At 66.3% G+C, this 24,756-nt stretch carries 24 protein-coding genes and 1 tRNA gene; 16 read left to right on the top strand and 9 right to left on the bottom strand.

Annotated elements, in window-relative coordinates:
* Nucleotides 1-46: 46 nt before the first annotated feature.
* The gene (locus tag NNX35_RS02395) at nt 47-1,537 is read right to left on the bottom strand and encodes a catalase (RefSeq protein WP_255764945.1); all 1,491 of its coding nucleotides are present in this window, start codon (nt 1,535-1,537) and stop codon (nt 47-49) included.
* Between the two features lie 50 nt (nt 1,538-1,587).
* A complete protein-coding gene (locus NNX35_RS02390) occupies nt 1,588-2,037 on the bottom strand; it encodes a Fur family transcriptional regulator (protein ID WP_255862614.1) in 450 nt (149 codons plus the stop codon).
* Nucleotides 2,038-2,161: 124 nt separating this feature from the next.
* Here NNX35_RS02390 and NNX35_RS02385 point away from each other — a divergent pair, with 124 nt between their 5' ends.
* Together NNX35_RS02385 and NNX35_RS02380 are read left to right on the top strand one after the other, a co-directional pair.
* On the top strand, nt 2,162-2,950 hold the full coding sequence (locus tag NNX35_RS02385) for an alpha/beta fold hydrolase (protein WP_255866868.1): 789 nt from the start codon (nt 2,162-2,164) through the stop codon (nt 2,948-2,950).
* A complete protein-coding gene (locus NNX35_RS02380; RefSeq protein ID WP_255862616.1) occupies nt 2,947-3,681 on the top strand; it encodes a triacylglycerol lipase in 735 nt (244 codons plus the stop codon). The genes NNX35_RS02385 and NNX35_RS02380 overlap by 4 nt, the downstream gene beginning before the upstream one ends.
* A 7-nt stretch (nt 3,682-3,688) precedes the next feature.
* On the opposite strand, the gene NNX35_RS02375 is transcribed toward NNX35_RS02380, so the two are convergent.
* Nucleotides 3,689-4,432: an MBL fold metallo-hydrolase gene (locus NNX35_RS02375; RefSeq protein ID WP_255866867.1), complete on the bottom strand. Its 744-nt coding sequence runs from the start codon at nt 4,430-4,432 to the stop codon at nt 3,689-3,691.
* Nucleotides 4,433-4,552: 120 nt separating this feature from the next.
* Here NNX35_RS02375 and NNX35_RS02370 point away from each other — a divergent pair, with 120 nt between their 5' ends.
* The 3 genes from NNX35_RS02370 to NNX35_RS02360 all read left to right on the top strand — a co-directional run bounded on the left by NNX35_RS02370 (nt 4,553) and on the right by NNX35_RS02360 (nt 7,541).
* Nucleotides 4,553-5,824: an MFS transporter gene (locus NNX35_RS02370; RefSeq protein WP_255866866.1), complete on the top strand. Its 1,272-nt coding sequence runs from the start codon at nt 4,553-4,555 to the stop codon at nt 5,822-5,824.
* A 123-nt stretch (nt 5,825-5,947) separates the two neighbouring features.
* Nucleotides 5,948-6,820 carry a zinc metalloprotease HtpX gene (gene htpX / locus NNX35_RS02365; RefSeq protein ID WP_255764938.1) on the top strand — a complete coding sequence of 291 codons (873 nt, stop codon included), beginning with the start codon at nt 5,948-5,950 and terminating at the stop codon, nt 6,818-6,820.
* Between the two features lie 43 nt (nt 6,821-6,863).
* The gene (locus NNX35_RS02360; protein WP_255866865.1) at nt 6,864-7,541 is read left to right on the top strand and encodes a histidine phosphatase family protein; all 678 of its coding nucleotides are present in this window, start codon (nt 6,864-6,866) and stop codon (nt 7,539-7,541) included.
* 85 nt (nt 7,542-7,626) lie between these two features.
* Here NNX35_RS02360 and NNX35_RS02355 read toward each other — a convergent pair whose 3' ends face one another.
* Entirely contained in the window at nt 7,627-8,118 is a 492-nt protein-coding gene (locus NNX35_RS02355) for a YajQ family cyclic di-GMP-binding protein (protein WP_227933012.1), read from the bottom strand.
* A gap of 133 nt (nt 8,119-8,251) precedes the next feature.
* Between NNX35_RS02355 and NNX35_RS02350 the strand changes: the two genes are divergently transcribed.
* The 6 genes from NNX35_RS02350 to NNX35_RS02325 all read left to right on the top strand — a co-directional run bounded on the left by NNX35_RS02350 (nt 8,252) and on the right by NNX35_RS02325 (nt 13,162).
* Nucleotides 8,252-8,590: a hypothetical protein gene (locus tag NNX35_RS02350; RefSeq protein ID WP_255866864.1), complete on the top strand. Its 339-nt coding sequence runs from the start codon at nt 8,252-8,254 to the stop codon at nt 8,588-8,590.
* A gap of 164 nt (nt 8,591-8,754) precedes the next feature.
* Nucleotides 8,755-8,836 (top strand) — tRNA-Tyr (locus tag NNX35_RS02345).
* 92 nt (nt 8,837-8,928) lie between these two features.
* Nucleotides 8,929-9,366, top strand: coding sequence for a MarR family winged helix-turn-helix transcriptional regulator (locus NNX35_RS02340; protein ID WP_255866863.1), 438 nt, complete (start codon nt 8,929-8,931; stop codon nt 9,364-9,366).
* A gap of 62 nt (nt 9,367-9,428) precedes the next feature.
* Nucleotides 9,429-9,830, top strand: coding sequence for a thioredoxin (trxA, locus tag NNX35_RS02335; RefSeq protein ID WP_227918870.1), 402 nt, complete (start codon nt 9,429-9,431; stop codon nt 9,828-9,830).
* A gap of 227 nt (nt 9,831-10,057) precedes the next feature.
* Nucleotides 10,058-11,278 carry a formaldehyde dehydrogenase, glutathione-independent gene (fdhA, locus tag NNX35_RS02330; RefSeq protein WP_255866862.1) on the top strand — a complete coding sequence of 407 codons (1,221 nt, stop codon included), beginning with the start codon at nt 10,058-10,060 and terminating at the stop codon, nt 11,276-11,278.
* 291 nt (nt 11,279-11,569) lie between these two features.
* Nucleotides 11,570-13,162: an ammonium transporter gene (locus NNX35_RS02325; protein ID WP_255866861.1), complete on the top strand. Its 1,593-nt coding sequence runs from the start codon at nt 11,570-11,572 to the stop codon at nt 13,160-13,162.
* Nucleotides 13,163-13,169: 7 nt separating this feature from the next.
* On the opposite strand, the gene NNX35_RS02320 is transcribed toward NNX35_RS02325, so the two are convergent.
* Nucleotides 13,170-13,454 (bottom strand): putative quinol monooxygenase, encoded by a 285-nt coding sequence (locus NNX35_RS02320; protein WP_255866860.1) that lies wholly within the window; start codon nt 13,452-13,454, stop codon nt 13,170-13,172.
* Between the two features lie 63 nt (nt 13,455-13,517).
* Nucleotides 13,518-14,498 carry a DNA-3-methyladenine glycosylase gene (locus NNX35_RS02315; protein ID WP_255866859.1) on the bottom strand — a complete coding sequence of 327 codons (981 nt, stop codon included), beginning with the start codon at nt 14,496-14,498 and terminating at the stop codon, nt 13,518-13,520.
* A 124-nt stretch (nt 14,499-14,622) separates the two neighbouring features.
* On the opposite strand from NNX35_RS02315, the gene NNX35_RS02310 reads away from it, so the two are divergent.
* Complete coding sequence (locus NNX35_RS02310; protein WP_255866858.1) at nt 14,623-16,002, top strand: cystathionine beta-synthase; 1,380 nt, start codon at nt 14,623-14,625, stop codon at nt 16,000-16,002.
* Between the two features lie 70 nt (nt 16,003-16,072).
* Nucleotides 16,073-17,218, top strand: a complete 1,146-nt coding sequence (locus NNX35_RS02305) for a cystathionine gamma-synthase (protein WP_255866856.1) — start codon at nt 16,073-16,075, stop codon at nt 17,216-17,218.
* Here the strand turns inward: NNX35_RS02305 and NNX35_RS02300 are convergent.
* Nucleotides 17,215-17,658 carry a hypothetical protein gene (locus NNX35_RS02300; protein WP_255866855.1) on the bottom strand — a complete coding sequence of 148 codons (444 nt, stop codon included), beginning with the start codon at nt 17,656-17,658 and terminating at the stop codon, nt 17,215-17,217. The two genes, NNX35_RS02305 and NNX35_RS02300, sit on opposite strands and share 4 nt — an antisense overlap.
* Nucleotides 17,658-18,836, bottom strand: coding sequence for an amidohydrolase (locus NNX35_RS02295; protein ID WP_255866854.1), 1,179 nt, complete (start codon nt 18,834-18,836; stop codon nt 17,658-17,660). The genes NNX35_RS02300 and NNX35_RS02295 overlap by 1 nt, the downstream gene beginning before the upstream one ends.
* A gap of 158 nt (nt 18,837-18,994) precedes the next feature.
* Here NNX35_RS02295 and NNX35_RS02290 point away from each other — a divergent pair, with 158 nt between their 5' ends.
* From NNX35_RS02290 to NNX35_RS02280, 3 genes are all read left to right on the top strand, one after another.
* Entirely contained in the window at nt 18,995-20,284 is a 1,290-nt protein-coding gene (locus NNX35_RS02290; RefSeq protein ID WP_255866853.1) for a glycosyltransferase 87 family protein, read from the top strand.
* A 9-nt stretch (nt 20,285-20,293) separates the two neighbouring features.
* Nucleotides 20,294-20,974, top strand: coding sequence for an MOSC domain-containing protein (locus NNX35_RS02285; RefSeq protein WP_255764924.1), 681 nt, complete (start codon nt 20,294-20,296; stop codon nt 20,972-20,974).
* A 344-nt stretch (nt 20,975-21,318) separates the two neighbouring features.
* A complete protein-coding gene (locus NNX35_RS02280) occupies nt 21,319-23,217 on the top strand; it encodes a DEAD/DEAH box helicase (protein WP_304659652.1) in 1,899 nt (632 codons plus the stop codon).
* 120 nt (nt 23,218-23,337) lie between these two features.
* On the opposite strand, the gene NNX35_RS02275 is transcribed toward NNX35_RS02280, so the two are convergent.
* Nucleotides 23,338-24,711 (bottom strand): protein kinase, encoded by a 1,374-nt coding sequence (locus NNX35_RS02275; protein WP_255765703.1) that lies wholly within the window; start codon nt 24,709-24,711, stop codon nt 23,338-23,340.
* Nucleotides 24,712-24,756: the final 45 nt, after the last annotated feature.

Raw genomic sequence — 24,756 nt, 5'->3', positions numbered from 1 at the left:
CGGCCCCCGAAGGGACCGGCCGCTGCTGGTTTAGCGGGTGCTGGAATTACTCAGCAACGCCCACGAACTCGGCCTTTTCGTTGGCCGTGGTTTCGCCCTGTGCCAGGGAAAGGCGCAGCTTCTCGCCCAGGGTCGCGTCAACGTTGGTCCAGTACTGGATCGCAGCTTCGCGGATGTGCGGACGCTTCACGCCGGAGATGGCGCCGGTGATGGTTTCCAGGAAACGCTGCTTGGCGGCGTCGTCGTAAACCTCGCGGTACAGGGTACCGGCCTGGACGAAGTCGCTGTCCTCGGAGTGCAGGGTCGCGGCGGCACGCACCAGGGCGCCGTCGTTCTCCCAGCTGCCCGAACCGGCCAGCGCTGCATCGGCCGCGGGGCCGCCCAGCGTGTTCGGTGCGTAGACCGGAGTCTGCGGGGAATTGTAGGAGAAGCGCATGGCGCCGTCCTGCGAGTAGTTGTTAACCGGAGCCTTGGGTGCATTGACCGGCAGCTGGTTGTAGTTGGCGCCGATGCGGTAACGCTGGGCGTCCGGGTAGGAGAAGATGCGGGCCATCAGCATCTTGTCCGGGCTGGCGTCGATGCCGGGAACCAGGTTCGCGGGAGACAGGGCAACCTGTTCGATCTGCGCGAAGAAGTTTTCCGGGTTGCGGTTCAGGGTGTGGGTACCCACCTTGATCAGCGGGTAGTCCGCGTGCGGCCAGACCTTGGTCAGGTCGAACGGGTTGAACCGGTACGTCTTGGCATCTTCGTACGGCATAACCTGCACGTGCAGGTCCCAGGACGGGAAGTTGCCGGCCTCGATGGCCTCGTACAGGTCGCGGCGGTAGTAGTCGGCGTCGGCGCCGGCAATCTTCTCAGCCTCGGCACCGGTGATTTCATGGTTGCCCTGGTTGGACGTGAAGTGGTACTTCACCCAGAAGCGCTCGCCGGCGGCATTGATCCACTGGTAGGTGTGCGAGCCGAAGCCGGGCATTTCGCGCCACGACGTCGGAAGCCCGCGGTCGCCCATGAGGTACGTGACCTGGTGGGCGGACTCGGGGGAGTTGGTCCAGAAGTCCCACTGCATGTCCGCGTCGCGCAGGCCGGAACCCGGAAGGCGCTTCTGCGAGTGGATGAAGTCCGGGAACTTGATGCCGTCGCGGATGAAGAACACCGGAGTGTTGTTGCCGACGATGTCGTAGTTGCCCTCGCTGCTGTAGAAACGCAGGGCGAAGCCGCGCACGTCGCGCCAGGTGTCGGGCGAACCCATTTCACCGGCAACTGAGGAGAACCGCTGGACGGTTTCGGTGACGGTGCCCGGCTGGAAGACAGCGGCACGCGTGTACTTGGAGACATCTTCGGTGACAACGAACTCACCGAATGCGCCGCCGCCCTTGGCGTGCACGATGCGCTCCGGAATGCGCTCCCGGTTGAACTGTGCCAGCTTCTCGACCAGGTAACGGTCGTGAAGGGCAATGGCGCCGTCGGCGCCGGTGCTCAGCGAGTGTGCGTCGCTGGCAACCGGGGTGCCGGTCTGCGTGGTGGTGAAGTTGGACATACTTGTTCTTTCTCTGGTGCTGACAAAAGGGAGGAAAGGCTTGGGGCGGGCTACGAGGCTGCGGCGGCGCAGTCGGTGCAGATCCCGCGGTAGAGCACATCCGCAATCTGGATGGTCATACCGTGTGTGTTTCCGGGGGTGAGGCAGGGAGCGTGGCCGACGGCGCAGTCCACGTCCTCGATCCGTCCGCATTCAATGCAGATGGCGTGGTGGTGGTTGTCATTCACGCGGGTCTCGTACCGGGCCGGAGAATCGGGGGTTTCGATTTTCCGCAGCAGGCCTGTTTCGGTGAGGTCGGCCAGGATCACATAGACGGACTGCAGGGAAATATCCGGGAGTTCCCGGCGCACGCCGGCCGCGACGTCGTCCGCCACCGAGTGCGGTGCGGAGTCAACGGCACGGAGTACGGCGAGGCGCTGCTTGGTCACCCGACGGCCGTGGGCGCGCAGCTCATCGGACCACCTGGCGGTGGTTTCCTCTGCAGCTGCGTTTCCGTTCATGTCCAACATCCTATCCTTATTCTGAGTTATTCATAATAAGGATCGCCTAACCTGGTCCGGTCCCGGTACGCTGGCCATAAAGCGTCCCGACAAGCGTCTCGACGGAACAGGAAGCAGAGGCACAGTGCCTGCAGCAGAAGCTCGAACGGGATTCCAGCGCGTGACGGTAGGGGACACACAGGTGGACATCCGCACCTACCGCCGCTTTGACGACGCCGGGACACCCGACTGGCACGAGACCCGCAGCGAGGTGGTCCTGGTGCACGGGATCGGTGCCTCGGAGCGGTACTACCGCCCGCTGATCTGGGAACTGGCGCGCACATCCATCGTCCATACGCTCGAGCTGCCCGGCTTCGGATCCACCCCGAAGCCGCGCAGGCAGCTGCAGATGGAAGACTTCGGGCGCATCGCCGCCGAGGCGCTCGATGCCGCCGGCATCCGGGGCGCCCAGTGGGTGGGCCATTCCATGGGCTGCCAGGTGGTGGTGGAAATGGCGCTCGCCGCCCCGGACGCGGCGTCCTCGGTGGTCCTGCTGGGGCCGACCATTAACGACGCCGAGCGCTTCGCCCCGCTGCAGGCCCTGCGGCTGATGCAGGACTGCCTGGTGGAACCACCGGCCGTCAACTTCATTCTGGTCACCGACTACCTGCGTGCCGGGCCGCGCTGGTATCTCTCGACGCTGCCCGTGATGATCCACCACCGCCTCGAGGAGCGGATCCGCGAGGTAAAGCCTCCGGTCCTGCTGGTGCGCGGCGGGAAGGATCCCGTGGTGCGCGCCGACTGGCTGGCCCGGCTGGCCCTTGCCCGGCCGGGTGCCGTGACGGCGGAAATCCCCGGCCAGCCGCACGTGATGATGTACACCCGTCCGAAAGAAACCGCCGAGCTGATGCGCACGGCGGCCGCCGTACAGTGACATCCTTCCGCCCTGGATTCCGTCCGCGCCGGCAGGGGCGGATCTTCCGGTGGGCGCGCCAGGCACGGGGCTGGGCCTCGGACTATGCCTACGTGGCCTACTGGCAGGTGCACGGTTTTATCTTCCGCCGGGACCCGTCGGCGTACCTGCATCCGGAGGGTGAGGTACGGGCACCGGTAGTGCTGATTCCCGGTGTCTTTGAAAACTGGCAGTTTATGCGGCCGCTGGCGGACTACCTGTATGAGCGGGGACATCCCGTGCATACCGTGGCCCCGCTGGGCTACAACCGCGGAGCCATCGAGGACATGGCCGTGCTGGTGGAACGCTATCTGGTGGAACGGAACCTGACGGGCGTGCTGGTACTGGCGCACAGCAAGGGCGGCCTGATCGGCAAGCACCTGATGACCCTGCCGGACGGCGGGTCCCGGGTGGAGCGGATGATTGCCGTCAACACACCTTTCTCGGGCTCCGTCTACGCCAACCTGTTTCCCCTGGCCTCGATCCGGGCCTTTGCCCCGCGGGACCCGTTCCTGCAGAAGCTCCTGCGCAGTGTGGACGTCAACGCACGGATCACTTCTGTGTACAGCAGCTTCGATCCGCACATCCCGGCCGGGAGCCACCTGGCCGGTGCGCGGAACATCCAGCTGGAAACCATGGGGCATTTCCGGCCCATCGGGGATTCCCGGCTGCTGGAGGTCCTGGAACAGGACCTGGCTGCAGCCGAGCGGTAAAGGGAGGCTAGGACGCGCCGCGGGCCAGGGCCTGCTCCACAGCCGCCGCCGAGCCGTCCCGCCACGGCTCTCCGTGCCCGGTGAGCAGCAGGGGAGCATTGGTCTCGGCCAGCAGTGAGAGGGAAGCGAGTGCCTGGGCGCTGTCCGCGGTGGCCGCTCCCGAAACGATCTGCGGGCCCTTCGCACCGGTGTAGGGGTCCAGGGTGACCAGCGAGTCCCCGCTGATCAGGGTGCCGCGGTCCGGATAATGCAGTGCCACGTGCCCGGAGGTATGCCCGGGCGTGTGCAGGATCCGGGGCTTGCCCGGCAGGGCGTCGCCGGAATCCGGGGCCAGGCTGTGCACGTCGGTCACGCCGCGCACGTTCAGCGCTCCGGCGAGGGTCATCGCACCCAGGACGGGAACCGACTTGGGATAGCGCAGCGGATACAGGAACCGGTTGGTCTCGTGCCGGTAGCGGTAGGGATGTGCGGCAATGTACCGGTCGGCGTCGTGCACCAGGATCGGTGTGCGGTACTCCTGCCGAAGCCGTGCCGCAGTGCCCACGTGGTCGAAATGCGCATGCGTCAGCACCAGGGCCCGGACATCGCCGGCACCGTAGCCCAGTTCGTCGAGCGCGCCGGTCAGGTGCGGCCACATCCCCGGCAGGCCCGCGTCGATCACTGCGATGCCGTCGTCGTCCTCGACCAGGTAGACATTCACATGGGCATGCTCAATGCGGTGGATTCCATCGGCTACGTTGCGGGTAAACACGGTGGCTACTCCTTCGGCAGGGTGCGGGGCAAGCGGTTCCGTCCCATCCTAAGCATGCTTTCTATTACCGTGCGCGCGTGGTGCGCCGGAACCGGCCCGGCAGGACCCTAGACTGCTCTGGTGCCAAGACTGCTCGCTGACCTTACCCCGCTGCGTGAAAGCCCCGAATTCCGCCGGCTCTGGACCGGAACGGCGCTCTCCGCCGTCGGCACCCAGCTCACCCTCGTGGCGGTGAGCCTGGAGGTCTACGAACTGACGTCGTCGAGCTTCAATGTCGGTCTGCTTGGACTGGTGGGCCTGGTGCCCCTGGTCCTGGCCGGACTGTACGGCGGATCGGTGGTGGACGCGTATGACCGGCGCAAGGTCGCGCTGTTCTCGTCGGGACTCCTCTGGCTCAGCACCATCGGGATAGCCGCCCAGGCCTGGGCCGGAGTCGGCAACGTCTGGCTGCTGTACTTCCTCGTGGCCGTCAACGCAGGTGCCGGCGGGCTGAACCACCCGGCCCGCAGCGCCATCATTCCCCGCCTGGTCCGCCCAGAGCTGCTGCCTGCCGCCAATGCGCTGAGCATGATGACCTTCGGCCTGGCCATGACCGCGGGACCGCTGCTGGCGGGAGTGCTGGTGGCCCGGGTGGGCTACGGCTGGACCTACACCATCGACGTCGTTACCTTCACTGCCGCCATGTGGGCGCTGTACCGGCTGGCGCCCATGCCGCCGGTGGGCAAGGTGCAGAAGGCCGGGCTGGGCTCCGTGCTGGAGGGGTTCCGGTTCCTGGGCACCCGCCCCAATATCCGCATGACCTTCGTGGTGGACCTGTGCGCCATGGTCTTAGCCCAGCCCCGTGCACTGCTCCCGGCCATCGGAGCGCTGATGCTCGGCGGCGGCGCCGCCACCGTGGGGGTGTTGCTGGCAGCTACCGCCGTGGGTGCCTTCCTCGCCGGCCTGTTTTCCGGGCCGCTCGGGCTGGTGCGCCGGCAGGGCCTGGCGGTGCTCTGGTCCGTAGCGGCCTGGGGGCTGTCGGTGACGGCGTTCGGCGTGGTGGTGGTGCTGGCCGGACACAACGACGGCGCGGTCCCCTCCCGGTGGCTTCTTCCCGCGGCGCTCGCGATGGCCTGCGCCGGGATAGCCGATTCCATCAGCGGTGTCTTCCGGTCCACCATCCTGCAGTCCGCCACCCCCGACGCCATGCGCGGCCGGCTGCAGGGTGTGTTCGTGGTGGTAGTGGCCGGCGGACCGCGGCTGGGGGACCTGGTGGCGGGCGTGGATGCCTCCCTGGTCGGGGAGGGCTGGGCGGCAGTGCTGGGCGGACTGATCTGCCTGGCCCTGGTGGCGGTGCTGGCCCGCACCCAGCCCCGGTTTGCCCGGTACGATGCACGGCATCCGGAGCCCTGAACCGCTCGTCGGAGCAGGAGCAGGAGCAGGAGCAGGAACAGCCCGCCCCGGTTAAACGTTGAAGTATATGGATAAAACCGAGAGTGCGGCCCGAAACGGCCTGCGTGAAAGGACCATGTACCCGTGCACCGACATTTCAACGGCCTCAAGACGGCAGCCCTGTTCGGCGTGCTTTTCGCCGTGCTGCTGGGAATCGGGGCCCTGCTTTCAAGCGGAACCGGAAGCCCGACGTTCATCTGGGTCTTCCTCTTTATCGGCCTGGCCACCACTGCGTACAGCTACTGGAACAGTGACAAGCTCGCCATCCGGGCAATGCGTGCCGTGCCCGTCACCGAGGCGCAGGCTCCGGAAATGTACCGGATTGTCCGCGAGCTTTCGCTGCAGGCCGGGGAGCCCATGCCGCGGCTCTACATTTCGCCCACCATGGCACCCAACGCCTTCGCCACCGGCCGGAACCCGCAGCACGCTGCGGTGTGCTGCACACAGGGCATCCTGGCGCTGCTGAACGAGCGTGAACTGCGAGGCGTGCTCGGCCACGAGCTGATGCACGTCTACAACCGGGATATCCTCACCTCCTCGGTGGCGGCTGCCATTGCCGGCGTCATCACCTCGCTGGGACAGTTCCTGCTGTTCTTCGGGGGCGGGGACCGGCGCAATGCCAACCCGCTGGCCATGATTGCCATGGCCGTCCTGGCGCCGATGGCCGCGTCGCTGATCCAGATGGCTATCGGCAGGACCCGCGAGTACGACGCCGACGAAGACGGCGCGAAGCTCACCAACGATCCGCTGGCACTCGCTTCGGCCCTGCGCAAGCTGGAGAGCGGAACCCAGCGTGCACCGCTGCCGAGCAATGACCAGAAGCTGGTGAACACCTCGCACCTGATGATCGCCAACCCGTTCCGTGCCGGCGTGCGCGGCCTGCTGGCCACCCACCCGCCCATGGCGGACCGCATCCAGCGGCTGGAACGCATGGCCGGGCGCACCCTGGGCGCCTGACGCCGTGCTGATCCGTCTCCTGCTGACGAAGTAGGCTTCGAGCATGCGACTGATACTTGTCCGCCACGGTCAGACCCCCTCCAATGTGGAGCATTTCCTCGACACCGCAGTCCCCGGACCGGGACTGACGGAGCTGGGGAGGCAACAGGCGGCGGCGCTGCCCGAAGCCCTGGGCCACGAACCCATCGACGGGGTCTTTGCCTCCAACCTGGTCCGCACCCAGCTCACCGCCGCGCCCCTGGCCGCCGCCCTGGGCCTGCCGGTCCAGATCCGCGACGGGCTGCGGGAGGTCTTCGCCGGCGACTTGGAAATGCGCAATGACCGGGACGCGATTATTACCTATCTGAAGACCGTTTACCGCTGGGTCTCCGGTGACACAGCCGTCCGGATGCCCGGCGGCCCGGACGGAGCCGAGACGCTGGGCCGCTTTGACGCCGTGGTCGAGGAGCTGGCCGCCGAGGGGTTGAAGTCCCCGGTGATCTTCAGCCACGGGGCGATCATCCGGGCCTGGGCCACGGCCCGCGCCGAAAACGTGGGAGCGGACTTTATTGTCGCGAACGCCCTGAGCAACACCGGCATTGCCGTGCTCGAAGCGGGAGAGCTGCCCGACGGCAGCCTCGGTCCCTGGGAGCTGCTGACCTGGATGGGTGAACCCGTAGGCGGGGAAGAACTGGAAGACTACGGCGACGACGGCCCCGCTGCCGACGACGTCGCGCTCTAGGACGACGTGCTGCTTGAAGCCTTAAAACACAGACGGCGCCGTCCCCGCTGCGGGGGAGGCGCCGTCGCAAGTGCTCCGGAGAGGCCTAGCGGAAGTTGATGAACTGCAGGTCGACCTCGAGGTCTGCGCCCTTGAGCAGGGCCATGGTGGCCTGCAGGTCATCGCGGGACTTGGAGCTCACCCGCAGTTCGTCGCCCTGGATCTGGGACTTGACTCCCTTGGGGCCTTCGTCGCGGATCAGCTTGTTGATCTTCTTGGCCTGGTCCTGGGCGATGCCCTCCTTCATGGAGGCTTCAATCCGGTATTCCTTGCCGGAAGCGTACGGCTCGCCGGCATCCAGGGACTTCAGGGAGATGCCGCGCTTGACCAGCTTGGACTGCAGCACATCGAGTACGGCCTTCACCCGGTCTTCCGAGTTGGCCTTCATCAGGATCTTCTCGCCGCTGAAGTCCACCTCGGCGCCGACGCCCTTGAAGTCGTAGCGCTGGACGATTTCCTTCTGCGCCTGGTTCAGCGCGTTGGCCACTTCCTGCTTATCGATCTTGCTGACGACGTCGAACGTGGACTCGCTGGCCATTTCGGGCTCCTCTAAGTTGGTGACTTTTCCTGGTACTTAGCGTAGTAGGTCCGAGCCGTGATGGCGCCCCGCTCCCAGCCGGTACACAGCAAACACCCGGCGTCGTCCCATCGGGGCGGGGAAGGGTCAGGGGGTGGAAAACAATTCCGGTGCCGTCTCCCGTCCATCCTTCCGCCGTCCCGCAGCTGTCCGGATCCGCACCATGGCGGCCGGTTCCTTCCTGGCTGCAGCGTCCGCCGCAGGGCTTGGTGCCATTGGTGCCGCCCCGGCGAGGGCCGCACTGGTCCCGCCTCCGGTCTTGTCCGCTCTGGAATGTGCGACGCAGGCAGAAGGCACCGAGTGCGGAAGCCAGGAACGTCTGGCAGGCATCCGCGCCGACCTGGGGAACGCCGTGGCCTGGGGATCGGTGACCCAGGACCAGGCCGACCGGTTCTACGCGCAGCTCGAAGACCGGATCTCACGGGGGCTGTAGGGCGCCCGGCAGGGGCCGGAGGAGGTCCCGCGGCCCCTGCCGGCAGCGGCCGGAAACGGTCCGGCAGGACCCGGTTTGGGGCTCGATTCGTAACTTCGGAGAATCTTCGGTAAAGTTGTCTTGTCCGCAGCTGCTGCGGACAAGGTCTTCACTTGAAGACACTCGGCAGATTACCCGAGCGGCCAAAGGGGGCTGACTGTAAATCAGCTGGCAACGCCTTCACTGGTTCGAATCCAGTATCTGCCACAGACAAACCCGTCCTCACCACTGGTGAGGGCGGGTTTTTCCTTTCCCGGGGCCCTTGCGCCCAGAACTCCTAGATATTAGGCTCCCTAAATATGACTAGCGATCCCGCCCTGGACGACCTCGCCGAGGAATTCCGTGAATCCCTCCGGCTGGCACTGTACATTGCCCGCAACATGGACGCGGATACGGACATCAGCGCCACGCAGGTCAGCATCATGAAGATGGCCGCCGGCGAGGGGATGCGGGTGAGCGAGATTGCACGGAACCTCGGAGTGAAGGTCCCCAGCGCCACGGAGCAGATCATCCGCCTCGAGGGTGCGGGCCTCTTGAAGCGCAGCCCCGATCCCCATGATTCCCGCGGTGTCCGGGTGACTCTCACTTCGCAGGGAGGCGAAGTGCTTCAGGAAGCCAACGGCAGCAGGACGGCATTGATGGCGGCCCTGCTGGAACAGTTGAGCAGCGAGGAGCGGAACGCCCTGTCGGCAGCGCTGCCCGTCATCCGCCGGCTGACGAAACTGCCCGGGGCCTAGAGGCCTTCACCGGACAGCGAACAGCTACAGACAATGCCACCGGCCCCGGTTAGCGTTGGACCATGGCTACTATCGACATCACCGAAGCAACGTTCCCCGAGACCATCGAGGAAAATGACATAGTCTTCGTGGACTTCTGGGCGGACTGGTGCGGTCCCTGCAAGCAGTTTGCACCCGTGTATGAATCCGTTTCGCAGCAGCACGACGACATTACCTTTGCCAAGGTGGACACCGAGGCTGAGCAGGGCCTGGCAGCTGCCGCCGGCATCACCTCCATCCCCACCCTCATGGCGTTCCGTGAAAAGGTACTGGTGTTCTCCCAGCCCGGAGCCCTGAATGCCAGCCAGTTCAGCGAACTGGTGGAAGCAGTCAAGGGCCTGGACATGGCGGCCGTGCACGAGCAGATTGCCGCGCAGGAGCGCGAGGCAGCAGCAGGCTCAAACGGCCAGGCCAAGCAGGCTTAGCCCCACCCGCTTTTCTTCAGGGAAGCATCCGCTCCAGGATGCTTCCCTGAGTGCGTTAAGGATGCCGTCCGGCCTACGCGGATTCGAAAACGCCACGTCTACCGTCGCCGCAGCGGTCGTTGTACTCTCGCTTCCATAAGGCGCACCGCCTGGGGAGCGCATGGGGGAGCGTACGGGGGAGCGAGCAGCGCGGACGTCAACGACGACGAGACGACAGCGAGGACAACATGAGTTCCAACCGAGGGATTGCCTATCTGGAACCGGGTGTGGTGGAAGTCCAGGACATCGACTACCCCACCTTCGAACTGAAGGACGGGCCGGGCGTTAACCCCGCCAACATAGGGCGCAAACTTCCACACGCCGCCATCCTGAAGGTGGTCACCACCAACATCTGCGGATCCGACCAGCACATGGTCCGCGGGAGGACGACGGCGCCGCCCAACCTGATCCTGGGCCATGAGATTACCGGGGAAGTGGTGGAAACCGGATCGGACGTGGAGTTCATCAAGGTGGGCGACCTGGTTTCGGTGCCGTTCAACATTTCCTGCGGCCGCTGCCGCAACTGCAAGGAACGCAAGACCGGCATCTGCCTGAACGTGAACCCCGACCGCCCCGGCAGCGCCTACGGATACGTCGATATGGGCGGCTGGGTGGGCGGCCAGGCCGAGTATGCCCTGGTGCCGTACGCGGACTGGAACCTGCTGCGGTTCCCGGACAAGGACCAGGCCATGGAGAAGATCCTTGACCTCACCATGCTCTCCGACATCTTCCCCACCGGCTATCACGGCGCAGTCACCGCAGGGGTGGGGGTCGGCTCCACCGTCTACATCGCCGGGGCAGGGCCCGTCGGCCTGGCGGCAGCAGTCTCGGCACAGTTGCTGGGGGCCGCCGTGGTGATCGTCGGTGACCTGAATGAGGAGCGGCTGGCCCAGGCGCGCAGCTTCGGCTGCGAAACCGTGGATGTATCGCTGGGTGCTCCGCAGGACCAGATCCAAATGATCCTCGGGGTGCCGGAAGTGGACTGCGCCGTCGACGCCGTCGGGTTCGAGGCCCGCGGCCACGGTGCCGGGTCAAGCAGCGAGGCACCGGCCACTGTGCTGAACTCGCTGATGGACGTCACGGCTGCCGGCGGGGCACTGGGCATCCCGGGACTGTACGTGACCGGAGATCCGGGCGGCGTGGACGAGGCGGCGCAGAAGGGTTCGCTCAGCATCAACCTGGGTACCGGCTGGGCCAAATCGCTGTCCTTCACCACCGGGCAGTGTCCGGTGATGAAGTACAACCGTGAACTGATGACGGCGATCCTGCATGACAAGGTGCAGATCGCCAAGGCGGTCAGCGCCACTCCGATCAGCCTGGACCAGGCACCGGAGGCCTACCGCGAGTTCGATTCGGGCGTGGCGAAGAAATACGTCATCGACCCGAACGGGATGGTGGGTTCGCACTAGTCAACCGGTCCGTCCGCTAAGCAGGAGGACGGACGAACAGCAGCACGGCCGGCAGGACCGAAACCAAATCGGTCCTGCCGGCCCGTCTTCGCGCCCGCACCCTTCTGATGCCTCCGGGCCCGGCGGTACGCTCAATTGGTCCGGGGTCCCGTCACAGCTTTTCGGGCCTCCGCCACTCGAACGCCCACGGCTTGATAAAAGCGGAGTTGGAAGCGGGGATCGTATGTGCGGCAGCAACGGAACAATCGGCAAAGCAGGAACCGGAACACCTGACACCCCGGGGAGCCGGGCATGAACGGGGCGGACACCGCGTGGGTGCTGATCTGCGCCGGGCTGGTGCTGTTTATGACCCCGGGCCTGGCACTCTTCTACGGCGGGATGGTTCCCGTCCGTAACGTCCTGACCATGCTGATGCAGAACATCATCCCGCTCGGAATCATCTCGGTGACCTGGATCCTGGTCGGGTACACCCTGGCCTTCAGCAACGGGGGCAACTCCGTGCTCGGCGAATTCGACGCCTTTGCGCTTATCGACGTCGACACTCCGCAGTTCCACACCGTTGCGGCGGGCGTGACCATTCCGGCGCTGGCCTTCGTGGCGTACCAGATGATGTTCGCGGTGATCACTCCCGCACTGCTCACCGGTGCGACAGCCGGCAGGCTCCGGTTCGCCGGCTGGGTGGTTTTCCTTGCCGCATTCTCCATCCTGGTTTATCCGCAGGTGGCGCGCTGGCTCTGGCATCCAAAGGGATGGCTGTTCCAGCTTGGCGCCCAGGACTGGGCCGGCGGCATGGTGGTGCACGCCTCCGCGGGTGCCGCCGCCGTGGCGGTGCTGCTGGTGGTGGGCCGGCGGCGCGGGTGGCCCAACCTGCGGACCTCGCCCAACAACCTTCCGCTGATGCTGGTGGGCGGCGGCATTCTCTGGTTCGGGTGGTTCGGATTCAACGCGGGTGACGGGCTGCAGGCCAACGACATTGCCGCGCAGGCACTGATCAATACCCACGTGGCAGGATCGGCCGCGATGCTCACATGGTTGCTCGTGGAGCGGATCACCAGAGGGCACTGCACGCTGGTAGGAGCAATTTCCGGTGCAGTTGCGGGCCTGGCCACCATCACGCCCTGCGCCGGTTATGTCGGCACCGGGGCGGCCCTGCTGATCGGACTGATCGCGGGCTGCGTGTGCGTGGTGGCGGTGCGGCTCAAGAGTGTCCTGCATTACGACGACGCCCTGGACGTCATTGCCGTCCATTTCGTGGGCGGCGTGCTGGGGTCCTTCCTGCTGGGTTTCTTCGGGGACAGCTCAGTGAACCCGGCCGGAGATGACGGCATCTTCTCCGGCGGCGGGGGAATGCTGCTGTGGCACCAGAGTGTTGCCCTCGTTTCCGTGGTGCTCTTCTCCTTCGTGCTCAGCTGGGTCATTGCCGCCGTCATTTCCCGGACCATAGGGCTAAAGGAGCCGGGTCCGGAGCAGGAGGACCTGGACCGCGTCCAGCAGGACTCGTCCGCGTATTCACTCAGCGGAATCAGTGCCCGGCCCACGGCCGCGGGCCGGGCGGCGGTGGACGGAAGCCCGGGCGGCGACGCCCGGCACTCCGCCGCCAGCCATGTCATCAGCGCCTTGGTCAACACCGAGCGCATAGACGGGCTGCGGGACGCGCTTCTGATGGCCGGCGCCCGCTCCCTGGAGCTCTCCGAAACCGCTGTCTACTCCGGGAAGATCCGGAGCGATACTTTCCGCAGCGAAAAGCGGCTGATCGATTTCGATGAGCGGTTCCGGGTGCAGGCAGCAGTGGACCCGGAACACGAGGAAGCGGTGGTCGCGGTGCTGAAACGGTTCGGGGCGGAACCCGAATCCATCTACCGGATGGCAATCGCCCCGAACTGACGCCGGGTTAGACCTGTTCCACCTTGAGCGGTTCGGCCAGCAGGGCACTGAGGGATTCCTGCAGGTCCTGGAGGGCGGCACCGCGGGCATGGCGCTCCAGGTCCTCACGGGAGGCCCACTGCTCCGCCAGCACAATTGCCGACTCCGAGTCCTCGATGATTTCGTAGCGCAGGCAGCCCGGTTCCGTCCGTACCTGCTCAATGGCGATGTCCAGGGCCAGCTTCACGCGCATGTGCTCGCCGGCGTTGGGGACCATGGTGGCGCGGAGATTGATGGGGGTATTGGTTTCCATTCCCCCACCATAGGACTGTCCACGGAAATTGCCGTGCAACCGATCCGCAACCCTGCCGATACCTCAGCGGCGGCGGTGGTCCATCGGGGCGAGCTTCGGTCCGTAGGTGGGTTTGCGGTAACCGCTGAGCATGATCATCCGCACCACCCGCTGGCGGTGTCCCCGCCAGGGTGCGAGCAGCTCCAGCATGCCGGCGTCGTCGGTCCGCTTCCCGGTGAGGGCCGCGCCCACGTAGGCGGCCAGATGGTAGTCGCCAACGGAGACGGAATCCGGAGCACCGTGGGTCCGCTGGGTGATTTCCGCAGCGCTCCACACCCCGATTCCCGGAACGGAGCAAAGCTTGGCGGTCAGGTCCTCGCCGAGCGGATCCCCAGCCAGCCGCTCCAGCCCCGAGGCGAGCGCACAGGCCCGCAGGATGGTGGTGGAACGGGAAAGGTCCACCCGTGCCCGGTGCCAGTCCCAGCTGGGGATCTTCCGCCAGGTCTCCGGGGCAGGGGAGGCTTTCATGCCCGACGGCGCCGGGCCGGGTGCGTCAACGCCGTAGCGGGTCACCAGGTAGCGCCAGGCGTAGTAGGCCTCCAGCACGGTGACTTTCTGCTCCAGCACCACCGGGATCAGGCTGTCCATGATCCGGCCCGTGCTCGGCAGCCGCAGGGAGAGGTTCCGGCGCCGGGTCTCCGTGACCATCCGGGGCAGGGTCGCGAGGAACTGGTCGTCGTCAAAGCCGGACCAGTCGTCGTGTTCACCCAGCAGGGCGGGTACCGAGTCCAGCGCGCACCGGGCACCCGGCCCCCAGGCCTGGGCGCGGACCCGTGCGCCGGGGGCCGGGACGGGTTCCTCGCGAAGGTGCAGGGTGGCCGGACCTTCCGGGGTGAGGAAGGCCAGCCAGGCAACACCCGGCCCGAGGCGGATGGTCGGATCCTGCTTACCGCGGACCAGGATGCGCAGCGAGGTCTGCAGGCAGTACGGGGCGGGGGACTCCCAGCAGCGCACCAGACCGGAGGGAGCCTGCTGCAGCGCTGGAACAGCGGCAGTGAAGGACATGCAACTATCGTTGCACGTACCACCCCCGCTTCTGCCCGCACTGCCGGCTGCCCGGATGTGGCTTTTGCTACGCCGCGTTCCGCCCCCCATGCCACAGCGGGAAGGAAGAAGTACCGTGGGTCACATGAAGTATGCCAATACCGTCCTGGACCTGATCGGCAACACTCCCTTGGTGAAGCTCCACCACGTGACCGAAGGCATCAGTGCCACCGTCCTGGTGAAGCTGGAGTACCTGAATCCGGGCGGATCCGTGAAGGACCGCATTGCCGTGAAGATGATCGACACCGCCGAGCGTGAGGGGAAGCTGCTGCCCGGCGGCACGGTGGTTGAGCCCACCAGCGGCAACACCGGTGTCGGGCTGGCGTTGGTGGCCCAGCAGAAGGGCTACAAGTGCATCTTCGTTACCCCGGACAAGGTGGGGGTGGAGAAGCGGGACGTCCTGCGTGCCTACGGTGCCGAAGTGGTGGTCACCCCGACGGCGGTCGCTCCGGACAGCCCCGACTCCTACTACGGAGTCTCCGACCGGCTGGTGCGCGAGATCGACGGCGCGTACAAGCCGGACCAGTTCTCCAACCCGTCGGCCCCGGCCAGCCACTTCGAATCCACGGGACCGGAAATCTGGGCGGATACAGACGGCCGGGTAACCCACTTCGTGGCAGGCGCCGGCACGGGCGGCACCATTACCGGCACTGGACGCTACCTGAAGGAAGTCTCCGCGGACCGTGCCTCCGGGCCGGTACGCGTGATTGCCGCGGACCCGGACGGCTCGGTGTATTCCGGCGGCACGGGCCGCCCCTATTTCGTGGAAGGCGTGGGGGAGGACATGTGGCCGGACAACTACGATCCGTCCGTGCCTGACGAGGTGATTGCCGTGAAGGATGCGGACTCCTTCGCCATGACCCGCCGCCTCGCCCGGGAGGAAGGCCTGCTGGTAGGCGGGTCCTCCGGCATGGCCGTCACCGCCGCCCTGGAGGCTGCGCGCTCGCTGGGGCCCGACGACGTCGTCGTGGTCCTGCTGCCGGACAGCGGCCGCGGATACATGGGCAAGATTTTCAACGACGAGTGGATGCGCTCCTACGGTTTCCTGCAGGACGGGGGAGAGCAGGCCACCGTCCGCGATGTGCTGGCTACCAAGGACGGCTCGCTGCCGGAACTGGTCCACACCCATCCAAACGAAACCGTGCGGGACGTCATCGCGATCCTGAACGAGTACGGCGTCTCGTATCTGCCTGTCCTCTCGCAGGAACCGCCGGTGGTCCTGGGCGAAGTCCTCGGATCGGTGGATGAGCGCTCGCTGACGGAGAAGCTTTTCCGCGGCGAGGCCAAGCCGACGGATCGGATCAGCGAGCACATGGGGCCGCGTCCGGCGCTGGTGGGTACGGGGGACACCGTGGCCGCCGCGCGTTCCAAGCTGCAGGAGGACGACGCCGTCATGGTTACGTCCGATGGCGCAGCCGTTGGCATGCTGACCCGGCACGACCTACTTTCGTACCTGAGCCTGTAACCCCGGCGCACCTTCGCAGGGGTGCTGCCTGCACCGATCTGCCGGTCCCTGCCGGCGCTAGGAGAACACCATGAGCAGCTTCAGTACGCGCGCCATCCATGCGGGGCAGGAACCGGATCCCACCACTGGCGCAGTCATTCCGCCCCTGTACCAGAGCACCACCTACGCGCAGGACGGCATCGGCGGCCTGCGCAACGGCTATGAGTACGGCCGCGGAACCAACCCCACCAGGGATTCGCTGCAGCAGCAGCTTGCTGCACTGGAAGGCGGCAGGCATGCCTTCTCCTTCAGCTCCGGGCTGGCCGCGGAGGACGCCCTCATCCGGGGGCTGCTGGCTCCCGGGGACCACATCGTCCTGGGCAACGATGCCTACGGCGGAACCTACCGCCTGATCAACAAGGTGCTGGGCAAGTGGGGAATCACCAATGCTGCCGTGGATATGTCCGACGCCGCCGCGGTTGCGGCTGCCATCGCCGTCGGGAACACGAAGATTGTCTGGCTCGAAACACCGTCGAACCCGATGATGAAGATCAGCGACATCGCCGCAACGGCACAGGCAGCGCACGACGCCGGCGCCCTCCTGGTGGTCGACAACACCTTTGCGTCCCCGTACCTGCAGCAGCCGCTGGCCCTGGGGGCCGACGTCGTCGTCCACTCGACCACCAAGTACATCGGCGGGCACTCCGACGCGGTAGGCGGTGCCGTCATCCTGAACGACGACGCCCTGGCGGAGGAGGTCGGATTCATCCAGTTCGCTGTCGGCGCGGTGTCCGCGCCGATGGAAGCCTGGCTGACGACCCGCGGACTGAAGACCCTCGCGGTGCGGATGGACCGGCATTCCGCCAGCGCCATGGCCGTGGCGAAGTGGCTGAAGGAGCAGCCCGCCGTGGAACAGGTGTTGTATCCGGGGCTGGAAGAGCACCCGGGGCATGACCTGGCCAAGGCCCAGATGAAGGACTTCGGCGGCATGGTTTCCGTGTCCTTCAAGGGCGGCGAGGCAGCGGCCCGGAAAGTGGCCGAATCCACCCGGCTGTTCCTGCTCGCCGAATCCCTGGGCGGGGTGGAGTCCCTGATGAACTACCCCTCGGAAATGACCCACGCCTCGGTCAAGGGCACCGAGCTGGCCGTGCCGGAGAACCTGCTGCGGCTTTCGGTGGGCCTGGAGGATGTCGAGGACCTCATTGCGGACCTCGACCAGGCGCTGGGCCAGCTCTAGGAAGCCGTACCCCTGCGCCCCTTGCGCTTCTTCGGGTCGCGGAGCTGGAAATACCTGCTGCTCTGCGGCAGCCAGAGCAGCGCCGTGCAGGCCAGCAGCACCAGGCCAACGGCTACCAGCGCCGGGCCGCGGAAGAGCAGCGGGAACCCGGCAATTACACCGATACTGCTCAGAGTTTCCCGGGCGCTGCGCTTACCCGACCGCAGGCGCAGCACGCTGTAGGCGCTCAGGGCAGCAAGCACCAGGGCTAGGATCCCCAGCAGGGTCAGCGCAGCGCTGTCCTGATGCTGGGTCCGGGCCGAAATGATGAACGAGACGCCCGCTGTGGCCACCAGCGCGGCTGCCGCGAGCCATGCGGCGGCCGCTGCCCGGATGATGCGGGGCGGGCGGGTGCGAGGCGGGGGAGTGAGCGGCGCGGGAGTGCCGGAACCCGGTCCCATCAGCGGGGCGCCACTATCTGTTCGCGGGCGTCAAGGTCGTAGCGGTAGACCTCCCGGCCGCCGATCCATACCTTCAGCGCCCGCTGCATCACGTCCAGCGGATTGCCGCTCCACAGGACCAGATCCGCGTCCTTGCCGGGTTCCAGGGAACCGAGGCGGTCCGCGAGGCCCAGGACCCGGGCGGGATTGATCGTCACGGCACGCAGTGCCTCGTCGGGGTCCAGTCCCTCCTTCACCGCGAGCGCGGCTTGGTAGATCAGGAAATTGATGGGGACCACCGGATGGTCGGTGATGATGGAGATCTCCACCCCGGCAGCAGCCAGTTTCCCGGGATTGGCCATACTGCGGCCGCGCAGCTCCACCTTCGAGCGGGTGGTGAAGAGCGGCCCGATCAGCACCGGGACGCCGCGTTCGGCCAGGACATCGGCCAGCAGATGGGCCTCGGTGCCGTGGTCCAGCACCAGGTCGTAGCCGAACTCGTCCGCCAGCCGCAGGGCGGTGCCGATGTCGTCCGCCCGGTGGGCATGCTGCCGCCAGGGGATTTCCCGCTTCAGCACCATGGCCAGGGCTTCAAGGTGCGGGTCGCGGGCGTTCGGGTCCGCCTTGCCCAGATAGTTCTGCGCATCCATAAAGGCCTGCCGGATCACCATCGCCGTACCCAAACGGGTGGAGGGGGTCTGCTTCTTGTCGCTGTAGATCCGCTTCGGGTTCTCTCCGAGCGCGGACTTCAGTCCGCTGGGCGCGCGCAGCACCATTTCCTCCAGGTAGCGCCCGTGCGTGTGCAGCGCCACTGCCTGCCCGCCGATCGGGTTGCCGGAACCGGGGTTGATGTTGGCCGTGGTCACTCCGCCGGCCAGCGCGTCGTCGAACCCTGTGTCAAAGGGGTTGACGGCGTCCAGGGCGCGGACGCCCGCCATCACCGGGTCCGTCATCTCGTTGGAATCGTTGCCGGCCCAGCCTTCACCCTCCTCGTGCACGCCGAGGTGGGTGTGCGCATCCACCAGCCCGGGCAGCAGCCACTGGCCTCCGGCGTCGAGCACCTGGGCGCCTTTGGGCACCACGACGTCGGGACCCAGCTCCCGGATCCGTCCGTCCTCGACGAGGACGGTGCCGTCGAAGGGCCTGCCGGTGACCGGAACCACATGGGCATTGGTGATGGCTTGAAGCGCGGGGGACATGGGGACCTTTCGCTTACTGATCTGGTCCGGCCAGCCTATCGCCTGCCTCCGGACGGGGGAGGAGGAGCGGGCTGCCCGGTAGACTTGCGGGTGTCAAGATCGACGAAAAAACGCTATGTAGCGCCACGCGCGCGGCCGGCAGTCTTACAGGGAGAACAATGGGCCAGATCCACCGATCCGCTTTTGTGCGGACCGTTGCGACCCTGGGGGCGCTGGCATTAGCCGGGTTGCTCGTATGGACAGCTTTCGACTTGTCGCCGCGCCACGGCCTCGACTTCAGCGTCTATCTTTCCGGCGGGCAGAGCGTCATCGACGCCGCCGGTGAACTGTATACGAAGTCGGTCCAGTACGACGCCGACAGCAGCCTGCTTTTCACCTACCCGCCTTTTGCCGCGCTGGTCTTTGCCGTGCTGGCGCCGTTCGGCCAGAGCGTGGGGCTGAACATCTTCACCGGCATTTCCATCGCCATTGCCGCAGCCACCGCCGTCTGGGCAGTGCGCTATGTCTTCCGCCGCCGGGGCGGAATGGATGTACTGAGCCACCCTTGGCTCCGGCCGCTGGCGATCGCCGGCACCGGGCTGATCGTGCTGCTCGGCCCGTGGCGCGAAACGCAGGCCTTCGGGCAGATCAACATCCTGCTCTTTGGACTGATCATGGCCGACTTCGTGATCAAGAAGGAAAGCTGGCCCACAGGTCTGCTGACCGGGGTGGCGGCCGGACTGAAACTCACCCCGCTGGTTTTCGGTCTGTACTTCCTGGCGCGGGGCGACTGGCGCGGGCTGCGCAACATGACCTACGGCTTCCTCTCAACCTTCGCCCTGGGCTTCCTGATCCTTCCGCGGGAATCCCGCACGTACTGGCTGGACCTGCTGCCGGACACCTCGAGGATCGGCGGTGCCGGCTACGTGGACAACCTCTCGATCAAGGGCGCGATCCTGCACTTCGGCGGCCCGGATTTCCCCGTCGACCTTCCGTGGCTTCTCCTGTCACTGCTGGCTGTCGCCGCTGCCGCCGTCGTCATCCGCATTGCCGGCAACCGCGGGCAGACCTTCACCGCACTGGCAGTCACCGCGCTGCTGATGCTCTTGATTTCCCCCGTCTCCTGGTCACACCACTGGGTCTGGGTGGCCCTCTTCATCCCTGTCCTGGCCCGGAACGTGATGGATGTGGAGCCGGAGCGCCGGAGACTGAAGATCACCGGGTTCCTCCTGCTGGCCTCCTCGCTGGTGATCTTCATATACTCGCCCAAGACCATCGGCGAACTGTTCAATGCGCCCAACCTGGACTCCCAGCTGCCCGAGCCGTGGCTGATGGCCTCCAGCGCCGGTGTCTTCTGGGGCATCGGGCTGCTGGCCTGGTGGTACGTCGACTATTGGGGCAGCCGCCCGCGCCAGTGGTGGCGAAACAATCCGCCCGGGTTGCAGCGGGCCACGGAGCCGCAGCCCTAGACTGCTGGCATGAGAACCGGTTCCCTGCTCGCCGTATGCCTGCTGCACGGCCTTCTGCCCACGAAGGACGCCACCGGCGTCACTGCCATCGACAAGCGTGCCGTGGCAGGACCGGTAAAGGTCCATCCCCTGGGGCTGACCGGAGACCTGCAGGCCAGCCGCAAGCATCACGGCGGCGAATCCAAGGCAATCTATGCCTATTCCCAGGACGACGCCGAGTACTGGGCCCGGGAACTGGGACGGGAGATCCCGCCCGGACTGTTCGGCGAAAACCTGCGGCTGGACGGTATTGACGCCACTGCCGCCCTGATCGGCGAGCGGTGGCGGATCGGTGCCGACGTCGAGCTGGAGGTGACCTGCCCCCGCACCCCGTGCCGCAACTTCCAGCGGCGGATGGAGGTGCCGAACTGGCAGCGCCGCTTCGCGGAGGCCGGCCGGGTGGGCACCTATCTGCGGGTCCGCCGCCGCGGCAGCATCGCTGCGGGGGACACGGTGGAAGTGGTGACCGCACCCAGCCATGGCGTGAGTGTCCGCGACGTCTTCCGTGGCCTCGACGCCGATCAGGCGGCGGCGCTGCAGGCGTCCCGGAGCGCCGGCGAGATCACGCTGTCACCGGAAATACTCAAGGTCCTGCGCACCATGTCGGCCAAAGCAGTGCGGTCCACGGCGGCAGTGCCGGCCGCGGGTTAGCCCTGTGCGCAGCCCTGCGCACAGCGCCTGTGCGCAAGCTCACCGGCTCCGACCACGCACCGGGCGCCGGGATGCCGTACACTGGAAAACATCCCCCACTCCGGTATTCCCTTATTTCCTACGGTTCAATCCGTACGGTTCGTTGTGTTGGGGCTCGCATCTAATGCGGGCAGATTCATCTTTCGGGGAGCGCCGGCAAAGAAATCGTCACACCGGTCGTAGGCACAATCCAGTGAAATCGGCCCACAGCTGTGACGGAAAGTCCTGCCTGGGATTGCAACAGCGCCGGACTTACGTCCTGCAGCCTATTGGTTGCCCGGTCCCGATTGAATGAGGATTACCTCTTGTCTGAAGCCACGCTGGAAAACACCAACGTCGAAAATGCCGCTCCCGAAACCGAAGAGAACACCGTGCTGTTCAGTGACTTCGGATTGGACGAGCGCGTCCTGGCAGCCCTGAAGGATGTCGGCTACGTAACGCCGTCTCCCATCCAGGCAGCTACCATCCCCCTGCTGCTCGAAGGCCGCGACGTCGTCGGCCTGGCCCAGACGGGTACCGGCAAGACCGCGGCATTCGCCGTTCCGGCCCTGTCCCTGCTCGCCGGCCGCCCGGCAACCAAGGACACCCAGGTGCTGGTGCTTGCACCCACCCGTGAACTGGCCCTGCAGTCTGCAGAAGCCTTCACTTCCTACGCCGTCCACATGGATGGCATCACCGTGCTTCCCGTCTACGGCGGTTCCGCCTACGGCCCCCAGCTCAACGGCCTTCGCCGCGGCGCCCAGGTTGTTGTGGGCACCCCCGGCCGTGTGATTGACCACATCGCCAAGGGTTCCCTGAACCTGTCCAACCTCGAGTACCTGGTGCTCGATGAGGCTGACGAAATGCTGCGCATGGGCTTCGCCGAAGACGTGGAGCAGATCCTTTCCTCCACTCCGGCGAGCAAGCAGGTTGCACTGTTCTCCGCCACCATGCCGCCGGCCATCCGCAAGATTGCCAAGAAGTACCTGAACAACGCTGCGGAAATCACGGTCAAGTCCAAGACCACCACCGGTGCGAATACCCGCCAGCGCTACGTGCAGGTCATGGGCCCGCACAAGCTGGATGCAATGACCCGCATCCTGGAAACCGAAGAGTTCGACGGCGTTATCGCGTTCGTCCGGACCAAGGCGGCCACCGAAGACCTGGCTGACAAGCTCAAGGACCGCGGCTACAGCGCCGCCGCCATCAACGGCGACATCCCGCAGCAGCAGCGTGAGCGCACGGTCGAGGCCCTCCGCGACGGCAAGATCGACATCCTGGTTGCCACGGATGTTGCCGCCCGCGGCCTCGACGTCGAGCGCATCAGCCACGTCGTCAACTACGACATCCCGCACGACACCGAGTCCTACGTCCACCGCATCGGCCGCACCGGCCGTGCAGGACGCACCGGCGACGCCATCCTGTTCATGACCCCGCGCGAGAAGTACCTGCTGCGGGCCATTGAAAAGGCAACACGCCAGCCGGTTGAGCACATGCAGCTTCCCAGCGTCGACATCGTCAACGAGAAGCGCCTGGCCAAGTTCTCCGAGAAGATCACGGAAACCCGTACTTCCGAAGACATCTCGGTATTCAAGGACCTGGTCACCAAGTACATCGCCGAGCACGACGTGCCCGCCGAAGAGGTTGCCGCAGCCCTTGCCGTCATGGCACAGGCCGGACGCCCGCTGCTGCTGCAGGAAGTCGCACAGGCTCCCGCCCGCCAGCGCGAGCGTTCCGAAGGCCGCAACGACGGCGTCGGCTCACGCGGCCCGACGCGCCCGCTGACCGAAGGCAATGCAACGTACCGCATCGCCGTCGGCCGCCGCCAGCGCGTGCTGCCCGGTTCGATTGTCGGCGCCATCGCCAACGAGGGCGGCCTGTCCTCCGCGCAGATCGGCGGCATCGACATCCGTGCAGACCACACCCTGGTGGAACTGCCTGCAGATCTGTCCAAGGACCAGCTGCGCGCCCTGTCCCGCACCCGGATCGGCGGCGAACTGATCCACCTCGAGCTGGACAAGGGACGCAAGCCGGCCCGCGAGCGTGAAGGCGGCGGCAGCTTCAACGACCGCGCCGACCGTGGCGGATTCAAGAAGGATTTCAAGAAGCGCGACGGCGAGCGTTCCTTCGGGGACCGCGGCAGCGACCGCCCGTTCAAGAAGCGTGAAGGCGGCTTCCGCGACAGCGCCGCTGCCGGTGCCCGCAAGCCCCGCTTCCGCGACTAGGAAGCCTGCGGCGCCGGAACCTAAGGCGCCGCAGCGCAACTCCGTATAACAAGAAGGACGCCTCCCGCTGCGGGAGGCGTCCTTCTTGTTATGCCCTGTGGCGCCGGGTTGCAGCTCCGGCTAGTGGACCGACCCGCCTGCGCGGCGGCTTTCGAGGCGCATTTCCAGGTCATTCATAACAATCGCGGCCAGGTCCGAGAGTGTTGCCGCATCCTCGGGGGAGAAAGTGCGCGTCTTCGTATCCAGGATGCAGAGCGTGCCCAGATTGAACCCGTCACTGGTCTGCAGCGGAACGCCGGCGTAGAACTGCAGGCCGAAGTCTCCGGCCACCAGCGGGTTGGCCAGCGTTCGCGGATCCTGCCGGGCGTCGTCGACCACATACACGCTGTCCTGCAGGATGGCGGAGGCGCACAGGCCGGGATCGCGGCCGATCTCGACGGCGTCGGTGCCGTGGTGGGACTTGAACCAGATCCGGTCGGTGTCCACCACGCTGACGATTGCCACGGGGACGTCGAAGAGGCGGGAGGCCAGGGCCGTGACCCGGTCGAAGGCACCGTCAGGGGGAGTGTCCAGCAGGTCATAGCGGCGGACCGCGTCCATCCGCTGGGCTTCGTCGGCGGGCAGGATCTCCGGGTCAACCCGGTGCCGGCCGCGCGCGGCGATGATCATGTCATACAGGACCTGGGAGACGTCGTGGGCGCTGGGACGCCCTGCAGCGTCCTGAGCGGTCATGGCGCGCAGCAGGGACACCCAGTCCGCTCCCAGCTCTGCGGGGATCTCAGGGTCCCGGAGAAGGCGCGCGAGGGCACTCTCCAGGGCGGGGCCGGGGAAGGCCGGCTCTCCCGTGAGGCACTGCAGCAGTACCAGGCCCAGCGAATACACATCGCTGGACGGTCCGGCCTGTTCGCCGCGGGCCTGCTCGGGGCTCATGAACGCCGCGGTGCCGGAGAAGGTGCCGTGCTGCGACTGCGGGTCGCCGGACACGAAGGCAACGCCGAAGTCGGTGAGCTTGGCCCGGAGCCGGGCATCGGCGCTGCGGTAGTCGAACAGCATGATGTTCGCGGGCTTGACGTCCCGGTGCACCACGCCGTTGTCGTGGATGTACTCCAGTCCGATGGCGAGGTCGTAGCCGAGCATCGCGGCCTGGCGGCGGGGCAGCCGGCCCTCTTTCAGCCGTTCGCGCAGATCGAGGCCCTGGACAAGTTCCATCACGAGGTAGATCAGCGGCGATTCCGGGTTGGACGTGTCCGATCCGGCATCCAGCAGGGTGACCAGGCTGTGGTGGTTCAGGCGCGCCAGGATCTTGGCCTCGGCGTCACTGCGCCGCAGGTCGATCTCACTGGTGGCTGACGGGCGGATGATCTTCACCGCTACGTCCCGGTCCAGGAACTCGTCCTTGGCCCGGTGGACGGTGCCCATGGCACCTGCCCCGATTTGATTCAGGAGCCGGTATCTTCCACCCAGGAAGAGACCTTCTGAAACATGGTTCGGCACTATGCTCACGTGCCCTCGCTTTCTCGTAGCATAAGCATACTGATA

It is taken from the genome of Arthrobacter sp. zg-Y844 (genome assembly GCF_024385465.1).
Taxonomy (GTDB): Bacteria; Actinomycetota; Actinomycetes; order Actinomycetales; family Micrococcaceae; genus Arthrobacter_B.
This window is presented reverse-complemented; position numbering and strand designations above follow the sequence as displayed.

Bases quoted from the DNA above. Each gene is read 5' to 3' on its own strand.
- NNX35_RS02395 (WP_255764945.1), bottom strand. From the start codon at position 1,537: ATGTCCAACTTCACCACCACGCAGACCGGCACCCCGGTTGCCAGCGAC.
- NNX35_RS02390 (WP_255862614.1), bottom strand. From the start codon at position 2,037: ATGAACGGAAACGCAGCTGCAGAGGAAACCACCGCCAGGTGGTCCGAT.
- fdhA (WP_255866862.1), top strand. From the start codon at position 10,058: ATGAGTTCCAACCGAGGGATTGCCTATCTGGAACCGGGTGTGGTGGAA.
- NNX35_RS02340 (WP_255866863.1), top strand. From the start codon at position 8,929: ATGACTAGCGATCCCGCCCTGGACGACCTCGCCGAGGAATTCCGTGAA.
- NNX35_RS02295 (WP_255866854.1), bottom strand. From the start codon at position 18,836: ATGTCCCCCGCGCTTCAAGCCATCACCAATGCCCATGTGGTTCCGGTC.
- NNX35_RS02355 (WP_227933012.1), bottom strand. From the start codon at position 8,118: ATGGCCAGCGAGTCCACGTTCGACGTCGTCAGCAAGATCGATAAGCAG.
- NNX35_RS02300 (WP_255866855.1), bottom strand. From the start codon at position 17,658: ATGGGACCGGGTTCCGGCACTCCCGCGCCGCTCACTCCCCCGCCTCGC.
- trxA (WP_227918870.1), top strand. From the start codon at position 9,429: ATGGCTACTATCGACATCACCGAAGCAACGTTCCCCGAGACCATCGAG.
- NNX35_RS02285 (WP_255764924.1), top strand. From the start codon at position 20,294: ATGAGAACCGGTTCCCTGCTCGCCGTATGCCTGCTGCACGGCCTTCTG.
- NNX35_RS02360 (WP_255866865.1), top strand. From the start codon at position 6,864: ATGCGACTGATACTTGTCCGCCACGGTCAGACCCCCTCCAATGTGGAG.
- NNX35_RS02325 (WP_255866861.1), top strand. From the start codon at position 11,570: ATGAACGGGGCGGACACCGCGTGGGTGCTGATCTGCGCCGGGCTGGTG.
- NNX35_RS02315 (WP_255866859.1), bottom strand. From the start codon at position 14,498: ATGTCCTTCACTGCCGCTGTTCCAGCGCTGCAGCAGGCTCCCTCCGGT.
- NNX35_RS02305 (WP_255866856.1), top strand. From the start codon at position 16,073: ATGAGCAGCTTCAGTACGCGCGCCATCCATGCGGGGCAGGAACCGGAT.
- NNX35_RS02320 (WP_255866860.1), bottom strand. From the start codon at position 13,454: ATGGAAACCAATACCCCCATCAATCTCCGCGCCACCATGGTCCCCAAC.
- NNX35_RS02310 (WP_255866858.1), top strand. From the start codon at position 14,623: ATGAAGTATGCCAATACCGTCCTGGACCTGATCGGCAACACTCCCTTG.
- NNX35_RS02290 (WP_255866853.1), top strand. From the start codon at position 18,995: ATGGGCCAGATCCACCGATCCGCTTTTGTGCGGACCGTTGCGACCCTG.